19 protein-coding genes and 1 pseudogene are annotated in these 22,508 nt (G+C 64.8%); 2 read left to right on the forward strand and 18 right to left on the reverse strand.

Going from position 1 to position 22,508, the window contains the following annotated elements:
- Positions 1-19: 19 nt before the first annotated feature.
- From nuoN to AKN84_RS28645, 16 genes and pseudogenes are all read right to left on the reverse strand, one after another.
- Positions 20-1,456, reverse strand: a complete 1,437-nt coding sequence (gene nuoN / locus AKN84_RS28570) for an NADH-quinone oxidoreductase subunit NuoN (RefSeq protein ID WP_050423871.1) — start codon at positions 1,454-1,456, stop codon at positions 20-22.
- A gap of 11 nt (positions 1,457-1,467) precedes the next feature.
- Positions 1,468-2,982, reverse strand: a complete 1,515-nt coding sequence (locus tag AKN84_RS28575; RefSeq protein ID WP_050423872.1) for an NADH-quinone oxidoreductase subunit M — start codon at positions 2,980-2,982, stop codon at positions 1,468-1,470.
- Positions 2,983-5,070 (reverse strand): NADH-quinone oxidoreductase subunit L, encoded by a 2,088-nt coding sequence (gene nuoL / locus AKN84_RS28580; protein ID WP_050423873.1) that lies wholly within the window; start codon positions 5,068-5,070, stop codon positions 2,983-2,985.
- An 8-nt stretch (positions 5,071-5,078) separates the two neighbouring features.
- Positions 5,079-5,387 carry an NADH-quinone oxidoreductase subunit NuoK gene (nuoK, locus tag AKN84_RS28585; RefSeq protein WP_016841823.1) on the reverse strand — a complete coding sequence of 103 codons (309 nt, stop codon included), beginning with the start codon at positions 5,385-5,387 and terminating at the stop codon, positions 5,079-5,081.
- Positions 5,384-6,022 (reverse strand): NADH-quinone oxidoreductase subunit J, encoded by a 639-nt coding sequence (locus AKN84_RS28590; RefSeq protein WP_050423874.1) that lies wholly within the window; start codon positions 6,020-6,022, stop codon positions 5,384-5,386. Before AKN84_RS28590 ends, nuoK begins: the two co-directional genes overlap by 4 nt.
- A 9-nt stretch (positions 6,023-6,031) precedes the next feature.
- Positions 6,032-6,526 (reverse strand): NADH-quinone oxidoreductase subunit NuoI, encoded by a 495-nt coding sequence (gene nuoI, locus AKN84_RS28595; protein ID WP_018271854.1) that lies wholly within the window; start codon positions 6,524-6,526, stop codon positions 6,032-6,034.
- Positions 6,527-6,533: 7 nt separating this feature from the next.
- Positions 6,534-7,604, reverse strand: coding sequence for an NADH-quinone oxidoreductase subunit NuoH (gene nuoH, locus AKN84_RS28600; RefSeq protein WP_050423875.1), 1,071 nt, complete (start codon positions 7,602-7,604; stop codon positions 6,534-6,536).
- Between the two features lie 10 nt (positions 7,605-7,614).
- Positions 7,615-9,688 (reverse strand): annotated as a pseudogene (nuoG, locus tag AKN84_RS28605) (NADH-quinone oxidoreductase subunit NuoG).
- A 9-nt stretch (positions 9,689-9,697) separates the two neighbouring features.
- On the reverse strand, positions 9,698-11,023 hold the full coding sequence (gene nuoF / locus AKN84_RS28610; protein WP_021079173.1) for an NADH-quinone oxidoreductase subunit NuoF: 1,326 nt from the start codon (positions 11,021-11,023) through the stop codon (positions 9,698-9,700).
- Positions 11,024-11,042: 19 nt separating this feature from the next.
- Complete coding sequence (locus AKN84_RS28615) at positions 11,043-11,255, reverse strand: hypothetical protein (protein ID WP_050423876.1); 213 nt, start codon at positions 11,253-11,255, stop codon at positions 11,043-11,045.
- Complete coding sequence (gene nuoE / locus AKN84_RS28620; RefSeq protein ID WP_016847752.1) at positions 11,255-11,866, reverse strand: NADH-quinone oxidoreductase subunit NuoE; 612 nt, start codon at positions 11,864-11,866, stop codon at positions 11,255-11,257. Before nuoE ends, AKN84_RS28615 begins: the two co-directional genes overlap by 1 nt.
- A gap of 43 nt (positions 11,867-11,909) precedes the next feature.
- Positions 11,910-13,106 (reverse strand): NADH-quinone oxidoreductase subunit D, encoded by a 1,197-nt coding sequence (locus AKN84_RS28625; RefSeq protein WP_050423877.1) that lies wholly within the window; start codon positions 13,104-13,106, stop codon positions 11,910-11,912.
- Positions 13,103-13,720: an NADH-quinone oxidoreductase subunit C gene (locus AKN84_RS28630; RefSeq protein WP_050423878.1), complete on the reverse strand. Its 618-nt coding sequence runs from the start codon at positions 13,718-13,720 to the stop codon at positions 13,103-13,105. Before AKN84_RS28630 ends, AKN84_RS28625 begins: the two co-directional genes overlap by 4 nt.
- A gap of 10 nt (positions 13,721-13,730) precedes the next feature.
- Entirely contained in the window at positions 13,731-14,321 is a 591-nt protein-coding gene (locus AKN84_RS28635) for a NuoB/complex I 20 kDa subunit family protein (protein ID WP_050423879.1), read from the reverse strand.
- Positions 14,312-14,677, reverse strand: a complete 366-nt coding sequence (locus AKN84_RS28640) for an NADH-quinone oxidoreductase subunit A (protein ID WP_018271860.1) — start codon at positions 14,675-14,677, stop codon at positions 14,312-14,314. Before AKN84_RS28640 ends, AKN84_RS28635 begins: the two co-directional genes overlap by 10 nt.
- Positions 14,678-14,892: 215 nt before the next feature.
- Positions 14,893-15,408 (reverse strand): MarR family winged helix-turn-helix transcriptional regulator, encoded by a 516-nt coding sequence (locus AKN84_RS28645; protein WP_050423880.1) that lies wholly within the window; start codon positions 15,406-15,408, stop codon positions 14,893-14,895.
- A gap of 130 nt (positions 15,409-15,538) precedes the next feature.
- On the opposite strand from AKN84_RS28645, the gene AKN84_RS28650 reads away from it, so the two are divergent.
- Both AKN84_RS28650 and AKN84_RS28655 read left to right on the forward strand, forming a co-directional pair.
- Positions 15,539-16,729, forward strand: coding sequence for an aromatic ring-hydroxylating dioxygenase subunit alpha (locus AKN84_RS28650; RefSeq protein ID WP_050423881.1), 1,191 nt, complete (start codon positions 15,539-15,541; stop codon positions 16,727-16,729).
- A gap of 40 nt (positions 16,730-16,769) precedes the next feature.
- Positions 16,770-18,062 carry a spinster family MFS transporter gene (locus tag AKN84_RS28655; RefSeq protein ID WP_050423882.1) on the forward strand — a complete coding sequence of 431 codons (1,293 nt, stop codon included), beginning with the start codon at positions 16,770-16,772 and terminating at the stop codon, positions 18,060-18,062.
- On the opposite strand, the gene AKN84_RS28660 is transcribed toward AKN84_RS28655, so the two are convergent.
- Complete coding sequence (locus AKN84_RS28660) at positions 18,059-18,877, reverse strand: alpha/beta fold hydrolase (protein WP_050423883.1); 819 nt, start codon at positions 18,875-18,877, stop codon at positions 18,059-18,061. The two genes, AKN84_RS28655 and AKN84_RS28660, sit on opposite strands and share 4 nt — an antisense overlap.
- Positions 18,878-19,011: 134 nt before the next feature.
- The coding region (locus tag AKN84_RS28665) for an autotransporter domain-containing protein (protein ID WP_050423884.1) at positions 19,012-22,508 on the reverse strand (3,497 nt) is incomplete at its 5' end.

Genomic DNA, 22,508 nt, shown 5'->3' on the forward strand with positions numbered 1-22,508 from the left:
TGTTCCGGAACCGAGCGCGTTAAAATAGCGATTTCGCCGCCGCCGTCGCCACGCTCACCAGCGGGCCCGGATAGGCGAAGAAGAAGATGTTGAAGATGCCTGCGACCGCCAGCACGGTGCGCAGCTCGACGCGGACCGGATCGAGCTTGCCGAGCGGCTGGTCGAAATACATCACCTTGACGATCGACAGATAGTAGAACGCGCCCACCACGCTGGTCAGCACGCCGATCACCGCGAGCGTGAACAGGTTGGCCTTGATCGCGGCGACGAACACGTACCACTTGCCGAAAAATCCGGCGAGCGGCGGGACGCCGGCCAGCGAGAACAGCAGCATCGCGAAGATGAAGGCGATCAGCGGGTTGGTGCGGGACAGGCCGGCGAAATCGCTGATCTGCTCCAGCGCCTGGCCGTTGCGCTTCATCGCCAGGATGATGCTGAAGGAGCCGAGCGTCATCGCGACATAGATCGCGATGTAGATCAAGACGCCCTGCGCGCCCTCGACCGTGCCGGAGGCAAGGCCGACCAGGGCAAAGCCCATATGGCCGATCGAGGAATAGGCCATCAGCCGCTTGATGTTGGTCTGGCCGATCGCGGCGAACGAGCCCAGCGCCATCGAGGCGATCGCGACGAACACCAGGATCTGCTGCCACTGCGAGACGATGCCGGGGAACGCGGTCAGCGTCGCCCGCGTGAACACGGCGAGCGCCGCGACCTTCGGGGCGGATGCGAAGAACGCCGTCACCGGCGTCGGCGCACCCTCATAGACGTCGGGCGTCCACATGTGGAACGGCACCGCCGAGACCTTGAAGCAGAGGCCGGCGAGCAGGAACACCAGGCCGAACACGATGCCGATGCTGCCGGTGGTGGCCGCCGCCGCGATGCCGGCGAAGCTGACCGTGCCGGTGAAGCCGTAGATCAGCGAGGCGCCGTACAGCAGCATGCCCGACGACAGCGCGCCGAGCACGAAGTACTTGAGGCCGGCTTCGCTCGACTTGGCATTGTCGCGCTGGCTGGCAGCGACGACATAGAGCGCAAGGCTCATCAGCTCGAGACCGAGATAGAGCGAAATCAGGTCGCCGGCCGAGATCAGGACCATCATGCCGAGCGTCGACAACAGCACCAGGATCGAGAACTCGAAGGTGCGGCTCGACGGCTGCGACAGATATTCGGTCGACAGGATCAGCGTCGCCGCCGAGGCGATCAGCGCGAGCACCTTCAGGAAGCGGGCGAAGTCGTCGACGATGAAGCTGCCGCCGAAGGTCACGAGCTTGCCGGCCGGCAGCCAGAGCTCCAGCACGCCGGTTACGACCAGCAGCAGCACCGCGAGCGTGGTGACGAGGCGCGTCGTCCCCTGCCCGCGATAGGCTCCGATCATCAACAGCACCATGGCGCCGACCGCGAGCACCAGCTCCGGCAGCACCGGCTGCAACTGATAACCTGCACTGGAAAAGCTCATGGGCTAAGGCCTTACTGGACGGTCAGCGCGGCTGCCTTCACGGCAGTCACGGCGGTTTGGTAGTTGTTGACGAGCTGCTGCACCGAGGCGGCCGACATGTCGAGCACCGGCTTCGGATAGACGCCGAACAGGATGGTCAGCGCGATCAGCGGGAACAGCGTCACGCATTCGCGGAAGGTGAGATCCTTGATCGACATCAAGGACGGCTTGACGAGCGCGCCGAACACCACCTTGCGGTAGAGCCAGAGCGCGTAGCAGGCAGACAGGATCACGCCCGTGGTGGCGAAGAACGCCGTCGGCAGCGAGATCTTGAAGGTGCCGAGCAGCGTCATGAACTCTCCGACGAATCCGCTCGTGCCGGGCAGACCGACATTGGCCATGGTGAAGACCATGAAGGTCATCGCGTAGAGCGGCATCCGGTTGACGAGGCCGCCATAGGCCGCGATCTCGCGGGTGTGCATGCGGTCGTAGACGATGCCGACGCAGAGGAACAGCGCGCCGGAGACGATGCCGTGCGAGACCATCTGGAACATGCCGCCGGCAACGCCCTGGGTGGTCACCGCGAAGATGCCCATGGTGACGAAGCCCATATGCGCGACCGAGGAGTACGCGATCAGCTTCTTCATGTCCTCCTGCATCATCGCGACCAGCGAGGTGTAGATGATGGCGATGACGGACAGCGTGAACACGAACGGCGCGAAGTCGTGGCTGGCCAGCGGGAACATCGGCAGCGAGAAGCGCAGGAAGCCGTAGCCGCCCATCTTCAGGAGGATCGCGGCCAGGATCACCGAGCCCGCCGTCGGCGCCTCGACATGCGCGTCAGGCAGCCAGGTGTGTACCGGCCACATCGGCATCTTCACCGCGAACGAGGCAAAGAAGGCGATCCACGCCCAGGTCTGCATGCCGCGCGGCACCGCGGTGTGCATCAGGGTCGGGATGTCGGTGGTGCCGGCGTTCCAGTACAGCGCCATGATGGCGAGCAGCATCAGCACCGAGCCGAGGAACGTGTAGAGGAAGAACTTGAACGACGCGTAGACCCGGCGCGGACCGCCCCAGACGCCGATGATCAGGAACATCGGGATCAGGCCGCCCTCGAAGAACAGGTAGAACAGCACGAGGTCGAGCGCCGAGAAGGTGCCGATCATCAGCGTTTCCAGGATCAGGAACGCCATCATGTATTCGCCGACGCGCTGCGTCACCGACCGCCAGCTCGCGATGATGCAGAGCGGCATGATCGCGGTGGTCAGGATGAGCAGCGGCAGCGAGATGCCGTCGACGCCCATGTGGTAGGTGATGCCGGTGGCGAGCCAGGACGCCTTCTCGACGAACTGGAAGTCGGTCGAGGCGGGATCGAAGCGCGCCACCAGGATCAGCGACACCGCGAAGGTGATCAGCGTGGTCCACAGCGCGATCCAGCGCGCCGTGCGGTTGGCGCTCTCGTCGCCGCCCCGCGCCAAGAGATAGACCAGGATCGCGCCGACCGCCGGCAGGAAGGTCGTGACCGAAAGGATGGGCCAGGTTGTCATTTACTGGCCTCCCAAGCCGAACATGAACCAGGTGATCAATCCGGCCGCCCCGATCAGCATCGCGAACGCGTAGTGATAGAGGTAGCCGGTCTGCAATTTTACGACGTTGCGGGTGACGTCGAGCACCCGGGCCGAGACGCCATCGGGACCGAAGCCGTCGATGATGAAGCCATCGCCCTTCTTCCACAGCGTGTAGCCGAGCCACTTCGCCGGACGCACGAAGATCCAGTCGTACAACTCGTCGAAGTACCATTTGTTGAGCAGGAACTGGTACAGCATCGGCTGCTGGTTCGCGAGCTCGACCGGCAGATACGGCCTGCGGATGTAGAACAGATACGAGACGAACAGGCCGAGCGCCATCATCACGGTGGGCAGCGGCGCGAGCCAGCTCGGCATGTGCTCCATGTCCTCGAGGATGTGCGGGTTCATCTTCACGGATTCGCGGAAGAATTCCTCGACGCCATGCGGGCTGGCGAACACTTCCTTGAACGGCAGGCCGGCCAGGATCGAGCCGGCGGCGAGCACGCCGATCGGCACCAGCATCCAGACCGGGCTCTCATGCGCCGCCTCGTAATGCTTCTGGTCGTGAGGCTCGCCGAAGAACGTCTTGAAGATCAGACGCCAGGAGTAGAACGAGGTCAGGCCGGCGGCCACGATGGTCAGCAGATAGGCGTAGGTCGCGAACGGATTGTGCGCGGCATAGGCCGACTCGATGATCGCGTCCTTGGAGAAGTAGCCGGCGAACAGCGGGAAGCCGGTCAGCGCCAGGGTGCCGATGCACATCACCGCGAAGGTGTACGGGATCTTGCGCCACAGGCCGCCCATGTTGCGGATGTCCTGCTCGTGGTGCATCGCGTAGATCACCGAGCCGGAGCCCAAGAACAGCAGCGCCTTGAAGAAGGCGTGCGTGAACAGATGGAACATGCCGACCGAATAGGCTCCTGCTCCCATCGCCACGAACATGTAGCCGAGCTGCGAACAGGTCGAGTACGCGACGATGCGCTTGATGTCGTTCTGCACGAGGCCGATCGTAGCGGCGAAGAACGCCGTGGTCGCACCGAAGAACATCACCACCGCCTGCGCGGTCGGCGACAGCTCGAACAGCGGCGACAGCCGCGCCACCATGAAGACGCCGGCGGTGACCATGGTCGCGGCGTGGATCAGCGCCGACACCGGCGTCGGGCCTTCCATGGCGTCCGGCAACCAGGTGTGCAGCAGGAACTGGGCCGATTTGCCCATCGCGCCCATGAACAGCAGCAGGCAGGTCAGCGTCAGCGCATTCACCTGCCAGCCGAAGAAGTCGGTGGTCTTGCTGGTCAGCCCCGGCGCGGCGTGGAAGATGGTCTCGAAATCGGTCGAGCCGACCAGCGCGAAGATCGCGAAGATGCCGAGCGCGAAGCCGAAGTCGCCGACGCGGTTGACCACGAAGGCCTTGATCGCCGCCGCATTGGCCGACGGCTTCTGGTACCAGAACCCGATCAGGAGGTAGCTCGCGAGACCGACGCCCTCCCAGCCGAAGAACAGCTGCACGAGGTTATCGGAGGTCACCAGCATCAGCATCGCGAAGGTGAACAGCGAGAGATAGCCGAAGAAGCGCGGCCGGTTCGGATCCTCGTCCATGTAGCCGATGGAATAGAGGTGGACGAGCGCGGACACGGTGTTGACCACGACCAGCATCACCGCGGTCAGGGTGTCGACCCGCAGCGACCAGGCCACCTGGAGGTCGCCGGAGGTGATCCAGGGCAGCAGCACGACGCGGGCGTCATGGTGCATGAAGCCGACATCGACCAGCGTGAACCAGGACAGCGCCGCCGAGACGAACAGGAGGCCGGTGGTGATCAGCTCGGCCAGCCGGGAGCCTGCGGCCGCCGGCTCGGAGACGTGGTGGTCATCATGGCCATGATCGTCTTGGCCGTGGTCGTCGTGGGCCGCCGAGGCATGAGCGTCGGAAGCATGGGCATCGCCATGCGCGTCGTCGTGATGGTCGACGGTGTCGCCGCTCGGGCAGCGCGCATGCGCGCCAACCAGCGAGATAATTCCCGCAAGGATGGCGCCGAGCAGCGGCAGGAAAACGATAGCCTGAACCATGACCGCGCCTAGCCCTTCATCAGATTGACGTCTTCAACCGCGATCGAACCGCGGTTGCGGAAATACACCACCAGCACAGCGAGGCCGATCGCGGCCTCGGCGGCGGCCACCGTCAGCACCAGCAGCGCGAACACCTGGCCGACGATGTCGCCGAGGAAGGTCGAGAACGCCACCAGGTTGATATTGACCGACAGCAGGATCAGCTCGATCGACATCAGGATGACGATGATGTTCTTGCGGTTGAGGAAGATGCCGAGGATCCCGAGCGTGAACAGGATCGCGGCGACCGCGAGATAGTGCCCCAGCCCGATCGTCATTTCACCCACTCCGCCGCATCGGCATCCTGCAGGCCCTGCCCCGACGCCACCTTGCGCATCGCCATCGCCATCTCGGGCGTGCGCGCGTTCTGCACGTTGATGTTCTGCCGCTTGACGTTGGCCTTGTGGCGCAGCGTCAGCACGATGGCTCCGATCATCGCGACCAGCAGCACCATGCCGGCGAGCTGGAAGTAATGGATGTACTTCGTATAGAGCACGAGGCCGAGCGCCTCGGTGTTGGTGACATTGGTCGGAATAGCCGCGGTGATCGTCTTGGTCACCTGCGGGTTGATCACCCAGGCGCCGACCACCAGCAGCAGCTCGAACAGGAAGATGCCGCCGATCACGATGCCGATCGGCAGATATTGGATGAAGCCTTCGCGCAACTCGACGAAATCGACGTCGAGCATCATGATCACGAACAGGAACAGCACCGCGACCGCGCCGACATAGACGACGATCAGCATCATCCCGAGGAACTCGGCGCCCATCAGGATGAACAGCCCGGCCGCGTTGACGAAGGCCAGGATCAGGAACAGCACGGAGTGCACGGGATTGCGCGAGACAATCACCATGACCGCCGAGGCCACGCAGACCGCGGCAAACAGATAGAAGAACAGCGCCGGAAGGATCATGCCCTCACCTCACCGGTACGGCGCGTCGAGCGCGATCGACTTCGCAATCTCGCGCTCCCAGCGGTCGCCATTGGCGAGCAGCTTCGCCTTGTCATAGTAGAGTTCCTCGCGGGTCTCGGTCGCGAATTCGAAATTCGGTCCCTCGACGATGGCGTCGACCGGGCATGCCTCCTGGCACAGGCCGCAATAGATGCACTTCACCATGTCGATGTCGTAGCGCACCGTGCGGCGGGTGCCGTCGTTGCGGCGCGGGCCAGCCTCGATCGTGATCGCCTGCGCCGGGCAGATCGCCTCGCACAGCTTGCAGGCGATGCAGCGTTCCTCGCCGTTCGGATAGCGGCGCAGCGCGTGCTCGCCGCGGAAGCGCGGCGAGATCGGCCCCTTCTCGAACGGATAGTTCAGCGTCGGCTTCGGCTGGAAGAAATAGCGCATCGCCAGGAAGAACGCCGAGACGAATTCCGACAGCAGAAGCGAGCGGGCTGTTGCGTTGACATTGACACTCATGACGGCCTCACTTCGGCGCGATGCCGGCGAACTGCAGCACGCCGGCCACGATCACCACCATCGCCAGCGACAGCGGCAGGAACACCTTCCAGCCGAGCCGCATCAGTTGATCGTAGCGGTAGCGCGGCACGATCGCCTTCGCCATCGCGAACATGAAGAACATGAAGAACACCTTCAGGGCGAACCAGACGATGCCCGGAATCCAGGTGAACGGCGGCAGGTTGACCGGCGGCAGCCAGCCGCCCAGGAACAGGATCGACGCCAGCGCGCACATCGTGGTGATCGCGACATACTCGCCGAGCATGAACAACAGATACGGGGTCGAGCCGTACTCGGTCATAAAGCCGGCGACCAGTTCGGATTCGGCTTCGACCAGGTCGAACGGCGGACGGTTGGTTTCCGCCAGCGCCGAGACGTAGAACACCACGAACATCGGGAACAGCGGCCACACATACCAGTTCAGGATGGTGAGCTGCGGCAGGCCGATCAGGTGCGCGAGCCCGCGGGTGTTCTGCGCCTCGACCACCGCCGAGAGGTTCAGCGAGCCGACGCAAAGCAGCACGGTGATGATCACGAAGCCGATCGAGACCTCGTAGGACACCATCTGCGCCGCGGAACGCAGCGCGGCCAGGAACGGATACTTCGAGTTCGACGACCAGCCGGCCATGATGATGCCGTAGATCGACAGCGACGAGATCGCGAAGATGTAGAGAATACCGACATTGATGTCGGAGATCACCCAGCCGAGATCGAACGGGATCACGGCCCAGGCGGCCAGCGCCAGGATGCACGAAACCAGCGGCGCCAGCAGGAACACGCCCTTGTTGGAGCCGGACGGAATCACCGGCTCCTTCAGCACGAACTTCAAGAGGTCGGCGAAGGATTGCAGCAATCCGAACGGGCCGACCACGTTGGGACCGCGGCGGATCTGCACCGCCGCCCAGATCTTGCGGTCGGCGAGCAGGATGTAGGCAATCGCGATCAGCAGCACGACGAGCAGCAACAGGCTTTCCGCGACCATGATGATCAGCGGCCAGAGGAAGCCGGTCCAGAACGAGCTTGCGAAGAATTCAGCCATCAGGTCACGCTCACTCCGCTGCCGTCAGCATTCGGCCCGACGCCAGCCGCGAGCATTCCGCCATCACGGCAGAGGCCCGCGCGATCGGGTTGGTCAGATAGAAATCCTCGACGGTCGGCTTGAAGGCCGCCTTGTCGACGGCACCGCCCTTGCCCGCCAGCGCCTTGACGTCGTCGGCCTTGCCGGCCTCGATCTGGTCGAGCCGCATCAGATGCGGCGAGTCTTGAACATCGCCTGGCGCAGCGCCTGCAGCGAGTCGAACGGCAGCTTCTTGCCGAGCACGTCGGACAGCGCGCGGATGATCGCCCAGTCCTCGCGGGCTTCGCCCGGCGGGAACGCAGCGCGGTTGGCGATCTGCGCCCGGCCCTCGGTGTTGACGTAGATGCCGGACTTCTCGGTATAGGCCGCGCCCGGCAGGATGACGTCGGCGCGATGCGCGCCCTGGTCACCATGGGTGCCGATATAGACCACGAAGGTGCCGTCCGGCACCTTGATCTCGTCGGCGCCGAGCAGGAACAGCACGTCGAGCGTGCCGAAGGTCGTCATCTGCGCCGTGGTCAGGCCACCGGCCGAAGGCGAGAAGCCGATATCGAGCGCACCGGCGCGCGAGGCCGTATCCTGCAACACAGCAAAGCCGTTCCAGCCGTCCTTCAGCGCGCCGACGTCGACGGCGAGCTTGGCGGCCTGCGCCAGCACCGCGGCGCCATCATGCCGGGTGTAGGCGCCGGGGCCGACCAGGATGATCGGGTGCTGCGCGTTCTTGAGCACGTCGGCAAACGAGTGCTTGCCGGCAGCGAGATCGGCGAGCGTGTCGGTGCCCGCGCCGAGATATTCATGATCGTAGGTGAAATCGGACTTGGCGCCGATCATGCCGACCTTGAGGCCGCCGGTGCGCCAGCGCTTGCGGATCCGCGCGTTCAGCACGGCGGCTTCCTTGCGCGGATGCGAACCGATGATCAGGATCGCGTCGGCCTGGTCGATGCCGGCAATGGTCGGGTTGAAGATGTAGGAGCCGCGGCCCGCCTTGGCGTCGAACGCGTCGCCGCCCTGCACGGCCAGATTGACCGAGCCGAACTTCGCGAGCAGCTCCTTCAGCGCATACATTTCATCGACCGCGGCGAGATCGCCCGCGATCGCGCCGATCCGCTTGCCGTCGGTGCGGCCGGCCTTGGCGGCGATGGCGGCAAAGGCTTCCTGCCAGGTCGCAGGCTTAAGCTGGCCGTTCTCGCGCACATAGGGACGGTCGAGGCGCTGCGTGCGCAGGCCGTCGACGACGTGGCGGGTCTTGTCGGAGATCCACTCTTCGTTCACAGCCTCGTTGATACGCGGCAGGATGCGCATCACCTCGCGGCCGCGGGTGTCGACGCGGATCGCCGAGCCGACGCCGTCCATGACGTCGACCGACTGCGTCTTGCCGAGCTCCCAGGGCCGCGCCGCGAACGCATAAGGCTTCGAGGTCAGCGCGCCGACCGGGCAGATATCGACGAGATTGCCCTGCAGCTCCGAGCTCAGCGCATGCTCGAGATAGGTGGTGATCTCCATGTCCTCGCCGCGGCCGGTCGCGCCCATTTCCGGGGCGCCGCAGACTTCGGCGGAGAAGCGGACGCACCGCGTGCACTGGATGCAGCGGTTCATCGAGGTCTTGACCAGCGCGCCGAGATATTTGTCCTCGACCGCGCGCTTGTTCTCGGCGAAACGGCTGGTGTCGACGCCGTAGCCCATCGCCTGGTCCTGCAGGTCACACTCGCCGCCCTGATCGCAGATCGGGCAGTCCAGCGGATGGTTGATCAGCAGGAACTCCATCACGCCTTCGCGCGCCTTCTTGACCATCGGCGAACGGGTCGAGATCTCCGGTGGCTCGCCCTTCGGGCCCGGACGGCAGTCGCGCACGGCCCAGGCGCAGCTCGCGACCGGCTTCGGTCCGCCCTTCACCTCGACCAGGCACATCCGGCAATTGCGGCGATCGACAGCCGCTCGTGATAGCAGAAGCGCGGAATCTCGGCGCCGGCCGCCTCGCACGCCTGCAGCAGCGTGTACTCCGGCGGCACATCGATCTCTTTGCCATCGACGATGATCTTGCTCATGTCTCTTCTCTACTCCGCCGCGACCATGTGGACGGGATCACGAACGCCCTGATCGTCGAGATCGGCCTTGTGCGAATACTGATCGATGCGCTCTTCGATCTCGTGACGGAAGTGCGCAATCAGACCCTGGATCGGCCACGCCGCGGCGTCGCCGAGCGCGCAGATCGTGTGACCTTCGACCTGCTTGGTGACCTCGAGCAGCATGTCGATTTCGCGCTTGTGGGCGCGGCCGTCGGCCATGCGGGTCAGCACGCGCCACATCCACCCGGTGCCCTCACGGCACGGCGTGCACTGGCCGCAGCTTTCGTGCTTGTAGAAATACGAGATGCGCGCGATCGCCCGGATCAGGTCGGTCGACTTGTCCATCACGATCACGGCCGCGGTGCCGAGGCCCGAGCGCAGCTTGCTCAAGCTGTCGAAATCCATCGGCGTGTCGATGATCTGCTCGGCCGGCACCATGCGCACCGACGAGCCGCCGGGGATCACGGCCTTCAGATTGTCCCAGCCGCCGCGGATGCCGCCGCAGTGCTTCTCGATCAGTTCGCGGAACGGGATGCCCATCGCCTCTTCGACGTTGCAGGGCCGCTCGACGTGACCGGAGATGCAGAACAACTTGGTGCCGACATTGTTCGGCCGGCCGATGCCGGCGAACCAGGCAGCGCCGCGGCGCAGGATGTCGGGCGCGACCGCGATCGACTCGACGTTGTTGACGGTGGTCGGGCAGCCATAAAGGCCGACATTGGCCGGGAACGGCGGCTTCAGGCGCGGCTGGCCCTTCTTGCCTTCGAGGCTCTCGAGCAGCGCGGTTTCCTCGCCGCAGATATAGGCGCCGGCGCCGTGCGCGACATAGATGTCGAACGGCCAGCCGTTGATGTTGTCCTTGCCGACCAGCTTGGCCTCATAGGCCTGGTCGATCGCGGCCTGCAGGCGCTCCCGCTCGCGGATGAACTCGCCGCGGATATAGACGTAACAGGCATGCGCGCCCATCGCGAAGCTCGCGAGCAGGCAGCCCTCGACCAAAAGATGCGGATCGTGCCGCATGATCTCGCGGTCCTTGCAGGTGCCGGGCTCGGACTCGTCCGCGTTGACGACGAGATAGCTCGGACGGCCGTCCTTGGATTCCTTCGGCATGAAGGACCACTTCATGCCGGTCGGGAAGCCCGCGCCGCCGCGGCCGCGCAGCCCGGACGCCTTCATCTCGTTGATGATCCAGTCGCGGCCCTTGTCGATGATCCCCTTGGTGCCATCCCAGGCGCCCCGGCGGCGCGCGCCCTCGAGGCCCCAATCATGGAGGCCGTAGAGGTTCTTGAAGATGCGGTCCTTGTCGTCGAGCATGCTCAAAACTTTCCGAACATCACCGATTGGCTTGCGAATAAGCGAGCCCGGCGGCGCAGCCGCCGAACACGATGGCCCACAACAGGCTGGATTCCAGCGTGGCACTCAGGCCGTAACGTTGCAGCAGGAACATGAAGCCGGCCGCGACGACGGTATGCAGCGCGATCTTGCGCCAGGCCATCATCGAAGCCGCCCTCCCCATCCCCACTGCCTGCACCTGAAAGCCCCGCATCAGGTGGTTTCCTTCAGCGTCGTCGGCCCGCCTGCGGGCGCCGAGAACTGACGGTCGATCTGCGGGCCCGGCTTCGGCGGATTGCCGGCGGCAAAGCCGTCGAGCACCTTGCCGAAGCTTTCCTTGGTCAGGTCCTCATAGGTGTCCTTCCAGATCAGCACCATCGGCGCGTTCACGCAGGCGCCGAGGCACTCGACCTCTTCCCAGGAGAAGTTGCCGTCCTTCGACAGTTGGAAGGGATCGTGATGGATGCGATGCTGGCAGACCTCGATCAGGTCGGCGGCACCGCGCAGCCGGCACGGCGTGGTGCCGCAGACCTGGACATGCGCTTTCTTGCCGACCGGCGAGAGCTGGAACATGGTGTAGAAGGTCGCGATCTCCAGCATGCGGATATGCGGCATCTCGAGCAGGTCGGCGACGGCGCGGATCGCCGCTTCCGAGACCCAGCCATCATGCTGCTCCTGCACGCGCCACAGGATCGCGATCGCTGCCGAAGCCTGGCGGCCCGGCGGATATTTCTCGATCTGCTTCTTGGCCCAGGCCAGATTCTCGTCCGTGAACGTGAAGCTCGCGGGCTGCAATTCCTTCGGGGCAAGGCGGCGGACGGACATCGATCAAACTCTCAATTAGCGCGCGGTGCGGATGCGGACATCATCACCGGTCGACCTCGCCGAACACGATGTCCAGCGAGCCAAGGATGGCGGAAACGTCGGCCAGCAAATGGCCCTTGCAGATGTGATCCATCGCCTGCAGATGGGCGAAGCCAGGCGCGCGGATCTTGCACTTGTAAGGCTTGTTGGTGCCGTCGGCGACCAGATAGACGCCGAACTCGCCCTTCGGCGCCTCGACCGCGGCGTAGACCTCGCCGGCCGGCACGTGGACGCCTTCGGTGTAGAGCTTGAAGTGATGGATCAGCGCTTCCATCGAGCGCTTCATCTCACCGCGGCGCGGCGGCGCGATCTTGTTGTCCTCGACCACGACCGGGCCCTGCCCGTCGGCCGCCTTCAGCTTCTGGATGCACTGCTTCATGATGCGCACCGACTGGCGCATCTCTTCCATGCGGATCAGGTAGCGATCGTAGCAGTCGCCGTTCTTGCCGATCGGAATGTCGAAATCCATCTCGGCGTAGCACTCGTAAGGCTGCGATTTACGCAGGTCCCAGGCCGCGCCCGAGCCGCGCACCATCACGCCGGAGAAGCCCCACTCCCAGGCCTCCTTCAGCGGCACCACGCCGATATCGACGTTGCGCTGCTTGAAGATGCGGTTGCCGGTCAGCAGCCGATCGAGGTCGTCGACGACCTTGAGGAACGGATCGCACCACGCCTCGATGTCGTCGATCAGCTTCGGCGGCAGGTCCTGGTGCACGCCGCCGACGCGGAAGAACGCCGCGTGCATGCGCGATCCCGAGGCGCGTTCGTAGAACACCATCAGCTTTTCGCGCTCTTCGAAGCCCCACAGCGGCGGGGTCAGCGCGCCGACGTCCATCGCCTGCGTGGTGACGTTGAGGAGATGCGACAGGATGCGGCCGATCTCGCAATAGAGCACGCGGATCAACTGACCGCGGCGCGGCACGGTGATGCCGAGCAGCTTTTCCGCCGCGAGGCAGAACGCGTGCTCCTGGTTCATCGGCGCGACGTAATCGAGCCGGTCGAAATACGGAATCGCCTGCAGATAGGTCTTGTGCTCGATCAGCTTCTCGGTGCCGCGGTGAAGCAGGCCGATATGCGGATCGACGCGCTCGACGACTTCGCCGTCGAGTTCCAGCACGAGGCGAAGCACACCGTGCGCCGCCGGATGCTGCGGACCGAAATTGATGGTGAAGTTACGGAGGTTTTGCGGTTGCTCGTTCATGGCTTCGGCTCCGCCTTGGCCTTCTCGTCACCGGGCAGCGGATAGTCCGCGCCTTCCCAGGGCGAAAGGAAATCGAACTTGCGGAATTCCTGGTTGAGCCGGACCGGCTCGTACAGCACCCGCTTCTCCTGGTCGTCGTAGCGAACCTCGACGAAGCCGGTGAGCGGGAAATCCTTGCGCAGCGGATGGCCGTCGAAGCCGTAATCCGTCAGCAGGCGGCGCATGTCGGGATGGCCGGTGAAGATCACGCCGTAGAGATCGTAGGTCTCGCGCTCGAACCAGTCGGCGCCCGGGAACACGCCGATGATCGACGGCACCTGCGTGGTCTCGTCGGCCTGCCCGCGCACACGAATGCGCACATTCAGCGTCGGCGACAGCAGATGGTAGACCACATCGAAGCGCTTCTCGCGGCTCGGATAGTCGACCGCGGTGACGTCGGTGATGTTGACGAAGCGGCAGTTCGGATCGTCACGCAGAAAAGTGACGACGTCCACGATTCTGCCAATCTCGACGTCGATAGTGAGTTGATTGAACGCGACCGAGTGCGCCGTGGCGGCGCCCGGAAGCGCGCTCACGATCGTCTGCCCAAGGGCGTCGAGCTTGCCGTCGTCCATGCCTGAAACCTTAGCGTTCGATGGTGCCGATACGGCGAATCTTCTTCTGCAGCAGCAGCACGCCGTAAAGCAGCGCTTCCGCCGTGGGCGGGCAGCCCGGCACGTAGATGTCGATCGGCACGATGCGGTCGCAGCCACGCACCACCGAGTAGGAGTAGTGGTAGTAGCCGCCACCATTGGCGCAGGAGCCCATCGAGATGACGTAGCGCGGCTCCGGCATCTGGTCGTAGACCTTGCGCAGCGCCGGCGCCATCTTGTTGGTCAGCGTGCCTGCGACGATCATCACATCGGACTGCCGCGGCGAAGCGCGGGGCGCGAAGCCGAAGCGCTCGACGTCGTAGCGCGGCATCGAGACCTGCATCATCTCGACCGCGCAGCAGGCGAGACCGAAGGTCATCCACATCAAGGAGCCGGTGCGCGCCCAGGTGATCAGGTCATCGGCCGCGGCGACGAAGAAGCCCTTGTCGGACAGCTCGTGGTTGACCTCGAGGAAAAACGGATCATTGGCGCCAACCGGCTTGCCGGTCGACGGATCGAGAATGCCTTTCGGAGCCTGCGCTATCGCCGGCTGCGAGGATGCGGCGGTGGGGCTCAATCCCATTCGAGCGCGCCTTTCTTCCATTCATATGCGAACCCGACCGTCAGCACGGCCAGGAACACCATCATCGACCAGAAACCGGTTGCGCCGAGCTTTCCGAACGCCACCGCCCAGGGGAACAGGAACGCCACTTCGAGATCGAAGATGATGAAGAGGATCGCCACCAGATAGAAGCGGACGTCGAACTTCATGCGGGCGTCGTCAAAAGCGTTGAATCCGCATTCATAGGCGGACAGCTTTTCCGGATCCGGCGATTGGAACGCGACCAGGAACGGCGCGATCAGGAGCGCAAGACCGATCAGGCTCGCAACTCCGATAAAGACCACAAGTGGGAGATAATTCTGCAGGATGCCGGTCATCGGCGAGGCCTTCTTGCTGCGGTTTCGGACGTGCCGCAGATTCGTTGATTGGAATTGTTCTTGAGGCTTTAGCGCAGCGCAACAGGGGGCGCAAGACAAGCTATTTTGACGCTTTTACCGTCCTTGCGGCGGGCTCTTTGCCGCATCGGGCGGATACGCTTGCCTCAATTGGCAACGCCGCGGCGGCCATTCGGTGCCCTGCGCGCATCCCCATATCAGCCCAGCTCCCGCTCGGCGGCGAGCATCTCGGCGGCCGTCGCGGTCAATCGGTCAATATGTCCAAGCAGCAGCTCAAGCTCCTGTGGATCGAGCTGTTCCAGCAGGCGCCGGTTTCGCTCCTGGGCGCCGGCCACAATGGCGTCATGGGCGGCGAGCCCGGCCCTGGTGAGGGAGACCAGTGTTTCACGGTTGTCACGCGGGTTGGCGGCCTTGGCCACCAGCTTGCGCGCGACGAGCTCGGCGAGCGCCCGGCTGATCTGCCCCTTGTCCATGCCGACGGCTTCGGCCAGCCGCACCACGCTCATCGGCGGCCGCCGGCCGAGCGAAGCGACCAAGCCGAACTCGACCGAGGACAGGCCGGTCAGGCGCTTGTAGCGCAGCAGCGCCCCACGCCTGAGCAGGTTGGCCAGCACCATCAGCCGCGACGACATCATCGCGGTGATCGGCGCGAGCTCCGCATCGACAACCGCCTCCGGCGGCAAGTTCCTCTCGGTCCTGAGCTTCTCGGTCATCGCCAACCTCTGCCAACAAAGCCGGTCGCTGCCAAGCTAGACGAGATCGTTGACAATGTCATCGATCTATCGTTGACTTGGTCAACGACAACACAGCCGCGGGCGACTGACCGGCGGCCGGAGGAAACACATGACGATCACCCAACGGGACCGCGATCTCGGCACGGCCTATGCGATGAAGCCGTCCGCCACCCGGACCGAGCTCACCTCGGTCGTCCGCGGCACGCCAATGGGCGAACTGCTGCGCCGCTATTGGCACCCGGTCGGCCTCACCGGCGACGCCACCGATATCCCCAGGAAAGTCCGCGCGCTCGGCGAGGACCTGATCCTGTTTCGCGACAAACATGGCCGGATCGGCCTGCTGCATGCCCGGTGCTGCCATCGCGGCACCACGCTCTATTATGGCAAGGTCGAGGATGACGGCATCCGCTGCTGCTATCACGGCTGGAAGTTCGACACCGAGGGCCGCTGCCTCGAACAACCCTGCGAGCCCGAAGGCGGCCTGTTCAAGGACAAGGTGCGCCAGCCCTGGTATCCGGTGCAGGAGCGCTACGGCCTGATCTTCGCCTATATGGGCCCGGCCGAGAAGAAGCCTGTGCTGCCGCGCTACGAGTGCCTGGAGACCATGGACGACGGCGAGTTCGTCGAGGCCGACGATTCCTCGATCGGCGGCGGCGGCCCGGCCGTGATCCCCTGCAACTGGCTGCAGCATTTCGAGAACGTCGCCGACCCCTACCACGTGCCGGTGCTGCATGGCTCGTTCTCGGGGCCGCAATTCACCACCATGATGGCCTCGATGCCTGAGGTGAAGTTCGAGATGTCGCCGCGCGGCGTCGCGGTGCGCTCGATCCGCAAACAGGACGACGGCAAGGTGTTCTACCGCGTCACCGAGGCCGCCCTGCCCACGCTCCGCGTCGTGCCCAATCCGCGGGTCGCGCAGTTCGCCCGCGTCGAATCGATCGGCTGGACCTTGCCGATCGACGACACCTCGTTCCGGATCTATGTCGCCGGCCGGGTCAAGAACGCAGGCGACATCGGCCGCATGCGCTCGAAGTTCAACGGCAAGTTCTGGTGGGACATGACCGAGCAGGAGCACCAGCAGTTCCCCGGCGACTACGAGGCCCAGGTCGGCCAGGGTCCGGTGACGATCCATTCCGAAGAGCATTTCGGCCAAAGCGACCGCGGCATCCTGATGGTGCGCCGGATGCTCTCTGACCAGCTCGAGGCGGTGGCCGCCGGCCGCGACCCGATCGGCGTGTCGTTCGATGCCGATGCCGGGCCGGTCGAATTCGAAGCCGGGAATTACATTCGCGAGGCCTGAAGCCCGCGCAAGCAACAAAAAGACGATCGGGGAGGAAGTCATGGTCGATGTCGCACCGCAGGCGGCGGCGCCAACGCAAGCTGCGGCCGCGTCCTCCGCGCGCCGCTATTACGTCCTTGCTCTGCTCACGATCATCTACGCGCTCAACTTTCTCGACCGCACGATCTTCAACGTGCTGATCGAGCCGATCAAGAAGGAGTTTTTGCTCAGCGACTCCACGATGGGCCTGCTCGCCGGGTTCGGCTTTGTGCTGTTCTATTCGCTGCTCGGCATTCCCATCGCGCGGATGGCCGATCGCCTGAACCGCCGCAACATCGTGGCGATCGCCTTCGCGTTCTGGAGCGCGATGACGTATCTGTGCGGCCTGGCCTCCAGCGTCACGTCGCTGGCACTGGCGCGGATCGGCGTCGGCATCGGGGAATCCGCCGGTACGCCGGCCTCGCAGTCGATGATCGCCGATCTCTTCGACAAGAACGAGCGGCCGCGCGCACTCGGCATCTACGCGATCGGCACCTATCTCGGCGTCTTCCTCGGCTATTTCATCGGCGGCTATGTCAACCAGCACTATGGCTGGCGGATGGCCTTCTTCACCGCCGGCCTGCCCGGCATCGCACTCGCCGCCGTGTTGTGGCTGACGATATCAGAGCCCAAGCGCGGGGCGATGGCCGAGACCTTCAAGGCCGAGCCGATCGGGCCGACGCTGGGCTTTCTGATTTCACAGCCGAGCTTCGTCATCGTGCTGATCGGCTTTTGTCTGACGACCTACACCAACTACGCCACAGCGGTGTGGATCCCGCCCTTCCTGGCCCGCATCCATCATCTCACCAGCGCCGAGATCGGCACCTATGCCGGCACCTTCAAGGGTCTCGCCGGCATGTCGGGCACGCTGATCGGCGGCCTCGTGGTGGCGCAGATCGGCCGGCGCGACGACCGCTGGAAGCTGTGGGCGCCCGCGATCATGTCCGGCCTCGCCGGTCCCGTGTTCGCGCTGTGCATGCTGACGCAAAGCTTCACGCTGATGGTTGCAACCCTGGCGCTGACCTCGTTCATGGTCGGCTTCCATCTCGGCCCGATCTTCGCGATCGCGCAGACGGTGGCAAAGCCCAGCATGCGCGCGCTGGCCTCGGCGATCGTGCTGCTCACCGCCACCTGCTTCGGCCAGGGCGTCGGTCCCCTCGCCGTCGGCATGATCAACGACGCCCTCAAGGGCGCCTACGGTGTCGATGCGGTTCGCTACTCGCTGTTGTCGGCAGCGGTGACGACGACGCTCGGCGCGCTGCTGTTCGTTTGGGCGGCGCGCTCGATCCGGTCGGATATTGCCCGCGCCAGTTAAGCGTCCATGAAAGCAAACAGATCGGACATCAGGCGCGCGCTGTGCGTCAGCGGCAATGCGTGCGGCGCGCCTTCATAGACCGCGAGCTTGCTTGCCTTGATCAGCCCTGCCGTCTTCGCTCCGGTCAACTGGAGCGGCGCGCTGGCATCCTTGTCGCCATGCACGATCAGCGTCGGGCGATTGATTCCCTTGGCCGCCGCGCGAAGATCGGCAAAGGAGATGGTCTTGCGGCAGGCCAGCGCCACCGGCAGCGGCACGCTCAACATCATCTCCCTGATCCAGGCCCGCGTGATCTCGGGCGTGTCGGGCATGAAGAACGGCGCCTCGTTCTCGCCCATCCATTTCGGGAAGTCCTGCGCAATCGCTGCATTCTGCGCATCGACCATCGCCCGCGGCACCGCGTCCGGATTGTCCTCGGTCTGCACGATGAACGGCGTGGTCGGCGCCACCAGGACCAGCCGCGCGACGCGCTCCGCGCCGTGACGCGCCAGATAGTTTACCGCCTCGATCGATCCCATCGAATGCGCGACGATCGTGACGTCACGGAGATCGTGCTGCTCGATGACGGCGGCGACATCGTCGGTCAGCGTGTCGAGATCGTATCCCGTCATCGGCATGTCGGAGCGGCCATGGCCGCGCCGGTCCGGCGCGACGCAGCGATAGCCTTTTGCATTCAAGGCGACGATCTGGCTGCCCCAGACGCTGGAATTGAACGTCCAGGCCGCGAGCAACAGCACCGGCCGGCCCGAGCCCCAATCCTGCACGAACAATTTCGTGCCGTCCTTGGCGGTCGCGTGAAGCGGTTGGCTCACCATGAAGTATCTCCCTGTGCGGATCGACCGGCGCCATCGCCGCCGATGTGCCGAGCATCGCAAAGGGGGATCGCTTGCGCGATTACGCCTCAGGTAATCACGCGCGTGATGTCAGGCTGTCCGAAGCGGAAACGATCTCACCACTGATACCGCACCACGCCCTTGCCGGCGTAGCTCGAGGTGACGTTGGAGAACTCGCCCTCGAACGTCGCCGAAGCCGACCAGCCGTTTCGCCAGTTCATCTCGAGCGAGGCCGTGGTCAGTGCGGAGTCGCTCGACTGCGCCGCGCCGTTGACGACGAAGCTGGTGCCGGGCAGCGCCTGGAAGGTCGCCCCAGCCAAGCGGTTGGGATTGTAGTCATGCGCCCAGGCAAACCGCGTGCGCAGCGTCAGGATGCCGTCCTGCACCGGGAAGAACTTGTCGGTGCGAAGGCCGAGTTCGCTGCGCGGGTCGGTCACGCTCTTACCGGCATAGGTCAGCGCAAAGGTCGGCAGACCCGAGATCACCTGTTCGGCATAGGCCGGCAGCTCGAAGCTTGTGAACTGGCCCGCGGCATAAGGCGTGATGCCGACGCCGCCGATCCAAGGCGCAACGAAACGATAGCCGCCCTCGAGCCGTCCCGACCAGGCGTTGACATTGAACTCGGCGCGGAGCTGATCGATGCCGCCGGCGGTGACGGTGCGGTTGGTGGTGATGTCCTGCCAGCCATAGGCGAGCGCGGCGGAGAGATAGGCCGGGCCTTCGGTGTGGCGGAGATAGGCGCCGGCCTGGAACAGGTCGGATCGGCCGCTGCCACTGTTGACCACGGAGAAGTTGGTGCCGCCGCCGGCGATCGCAAAGCCCGCAATGGTGTTCGGCGAGACCAGATAGTCGGCGCCGACCGCGGTGCCATAAACGCTGCTGGTGGTGTTATTCGACCCGACGATGGCGTTACCGCTGGTCGATTGCGAACCGCCGAAGCCCGCGGCCCACACGTTCCAGCGCGGCACGAACGGCACCGGCGGCGCCTTGGTGAACATCGCGAACGCATCGGTCCTCTTCGTTGCGGCATAGGCGCTCGCCTCGCCCTCCTCCGCATAGCCCGGTGCTCCCGGCATCGGACCCGCTCCGCCCCCGCGATTCATGAAGGGATCGGTGAGCAGTCCCATGAACAGGTTCATGGCATTGAACGTCGTCTGCTGCGACCCGGTCGCGAGTTCGCCGGATGCCTGCGTCAGGCCCGCCGGAGCGAGCGTGCCGAACGCCGTCTGAATGCCGCCCGTCGCGTTGAAATAGTTGACCAGCGTGTTGGCGACGTTCTGCTGGTTGATGGACAGGCCAGCGCCGAAATTGGGCGGTGGCGCGAAGCCCAGCGTCAGATTGAGATAGGCGTGGGTGGCGTCATAGCTCAGCGTGTCGCTGAAATTTTGCGGCAGGTTTGTATTGTTGATGCTCGCGAACGTGCCGGACACTCCACCGGCCGCGGTCAGGATCGTATACTGCTTGGAGATGTAGCTGCCGTTGGCGAAGGTTGCATTGACAGTGGCGCCGCCAAGCGTCGCGGTCCCGCCGACATTGGTCGACGCCGCAGCGGTCGGCGTGACCTGCACCAGGTAGATCGCGCCGGACTGGAAGGCGAGATTGCCGTTGACCGTCAGTGTGCCGGTCGGGTTGGCGGCACTGCCGGGCGCGAGCGTGCCCCCGCTCATGATGGAAGTGGTCGCCGGATCGACGATGCCGCTCGAGGGGGCGGAGGCAGCGATGGTCGGGCGTCTCAGCAGACCGCCGGTGATGCCAGTGATGATGGGGCCACTGAAACCGGTGTCTACCAACGTGAACGTGCTACCACCCCCAAGGATGAAGGTTGTGGGACCGACGGGGATGGTCGCGGGACCGACAACGCCGGTGCCACTCAAGGTGCCACCGGAATTGACCGTCACTTTCGACGAGCTGGCGATCGAGCCGTCCACTTCAAGCGTGCCACGGCTAACGGTGGTGGCGCCGGTATAGGTGTTGATGCCGGTCAGGATTTCCTTGCCGCCGGTGATCGCCACGCCGCCCCCCGCACCGCCATCCCGGATGGCACCGGCAAAGACGCCGTTCGCATTGGTGAAGGTCAGCGTATTGGCACCGAGGTTCACGGCGCCGAAGATGCTGGTCCCGGAAAGACTATTGATCGAGACGCCGCCACCCGAGCGCGAGATATCGAAGGTGCCGTCGTTGATCACGGCCTTCGAGGACGCGATGCTGCCGCCGCTGATCAGGTCGAGCTGGCCGCCGCCGTTGATCGTAGTTAGGCCGGTATAGGTGTTGACGCCGCCGAAGGTCGCGAGGCCACCATAGGCGATCGTCACATTGCCGCCGGTGCCGCCACCAATGCCGCCGTCCTGGATGACGCCGTTGTAGGGGCCCACCTGGCTGGTGATGGTCAGCGTCTTGGCGCCGAGAGACACGACGCTTTGGCCGGTCGAGTCACTCAGGCCTCTGACGCTGGCACCGCTGTTGGTTTGCGAAATGTCGAATGTGCCGATCCCCGCGCCCGGAGCGAAGAATGCGACCGCGAGCGAATTGGCGATCGAGCCGTTTCCCTTGAGCGCCAGCGTCGCGCCGGCATCGATCTGAGTAAAGTCGACGTAGCCGTTGACACCGGACAGGGTCTGCGTGCCGCTGACGATTTCGAGGTATCCTGCGCCCGCGCCGTTGATCGCGCCGGAAAACTCCGTCGAGCCGGCGGTAATCACCAATGCGTTGCCTCCGAGCACGACCGATCCACTGCCTGCGAGTGTCGTGATCCTGTTGGCTGACATCGGCCCCGCCGAAATATCGAACGTACCATTGACCGTCACGACGCTCGAGTTCGAGATGCTGCCGCCAGCCGACAGCGCCAGCGTTGCACCGGAATTGATCGTTGTCGCGCCGGAGTAGCTTTCCGCTGCCGTGAAGATCAGCGCACCGCCGCTCCCGGAGTTCGCGATCGTCACGCCGCCGGTGCCGGTGAGCGCCGTCCCGAGCGTCACGGCATTGTCATTATAGTCGAGCGTCGTACCGCCGGAGCCGATCGCATTCAGCTTGCCGGAGATGTCGGCCGTGTTGCCGCTGGCCCATTGCAGGCCACCGCCGTTGAGAGTGATGTTGCCCGAGCCGAAATTGCTCGCCGCGTTGAAGTTGATCAGGCCGCCGCTCACGGTCGTGCCGCCCGAGTAAGTATTTGCGGCCGTCAGTGTCAGCGTGCCGGCGCCGGTCTTGGCGAGGCCCCAACTGCCGGCAGTGACACCGGTGCCGCCGCTGCCGGTCTGGTCGGCGATGACATCGGAGACGGTCTGGTTCTGGCCGGCCGCAGGGTTGAAGGTCAGCGTTCCGTTACCCTGCAGGAACATACCCGCGCCGAGCGCGGAGCCATTGCCGGCACCGACGCCGCCGACCCCGCCACTGACGCTGCTGCCGTTGACGGTAAAGGCACCGGCAACAACGAGGTTCCCGCCACCCTGGACGAACACCGCGCCACCCGCACCAAGCCCCCCGCCCGCGCCGCCTTGGGAATCGTTGCCGCCATTGCCGGCGCCGAAACCGCCGATATTCCCGCAGCTGCCGCCGTCATTGCCGCTGGCGCCGCCACCACCGCCACCAAAGCCGCCCTTCCCCGCACTGAGATAGC

The organism is Bradyrhizobium tropiciagri (assembly GCF_001189845.1).
GTDB lineage: Bacteria > Pseudomonadota > Alphaproteobacteria > Rhizobiales > Xanthobacteraceae > Bradyrhizobium > Bradyrhizobium tropiciagri.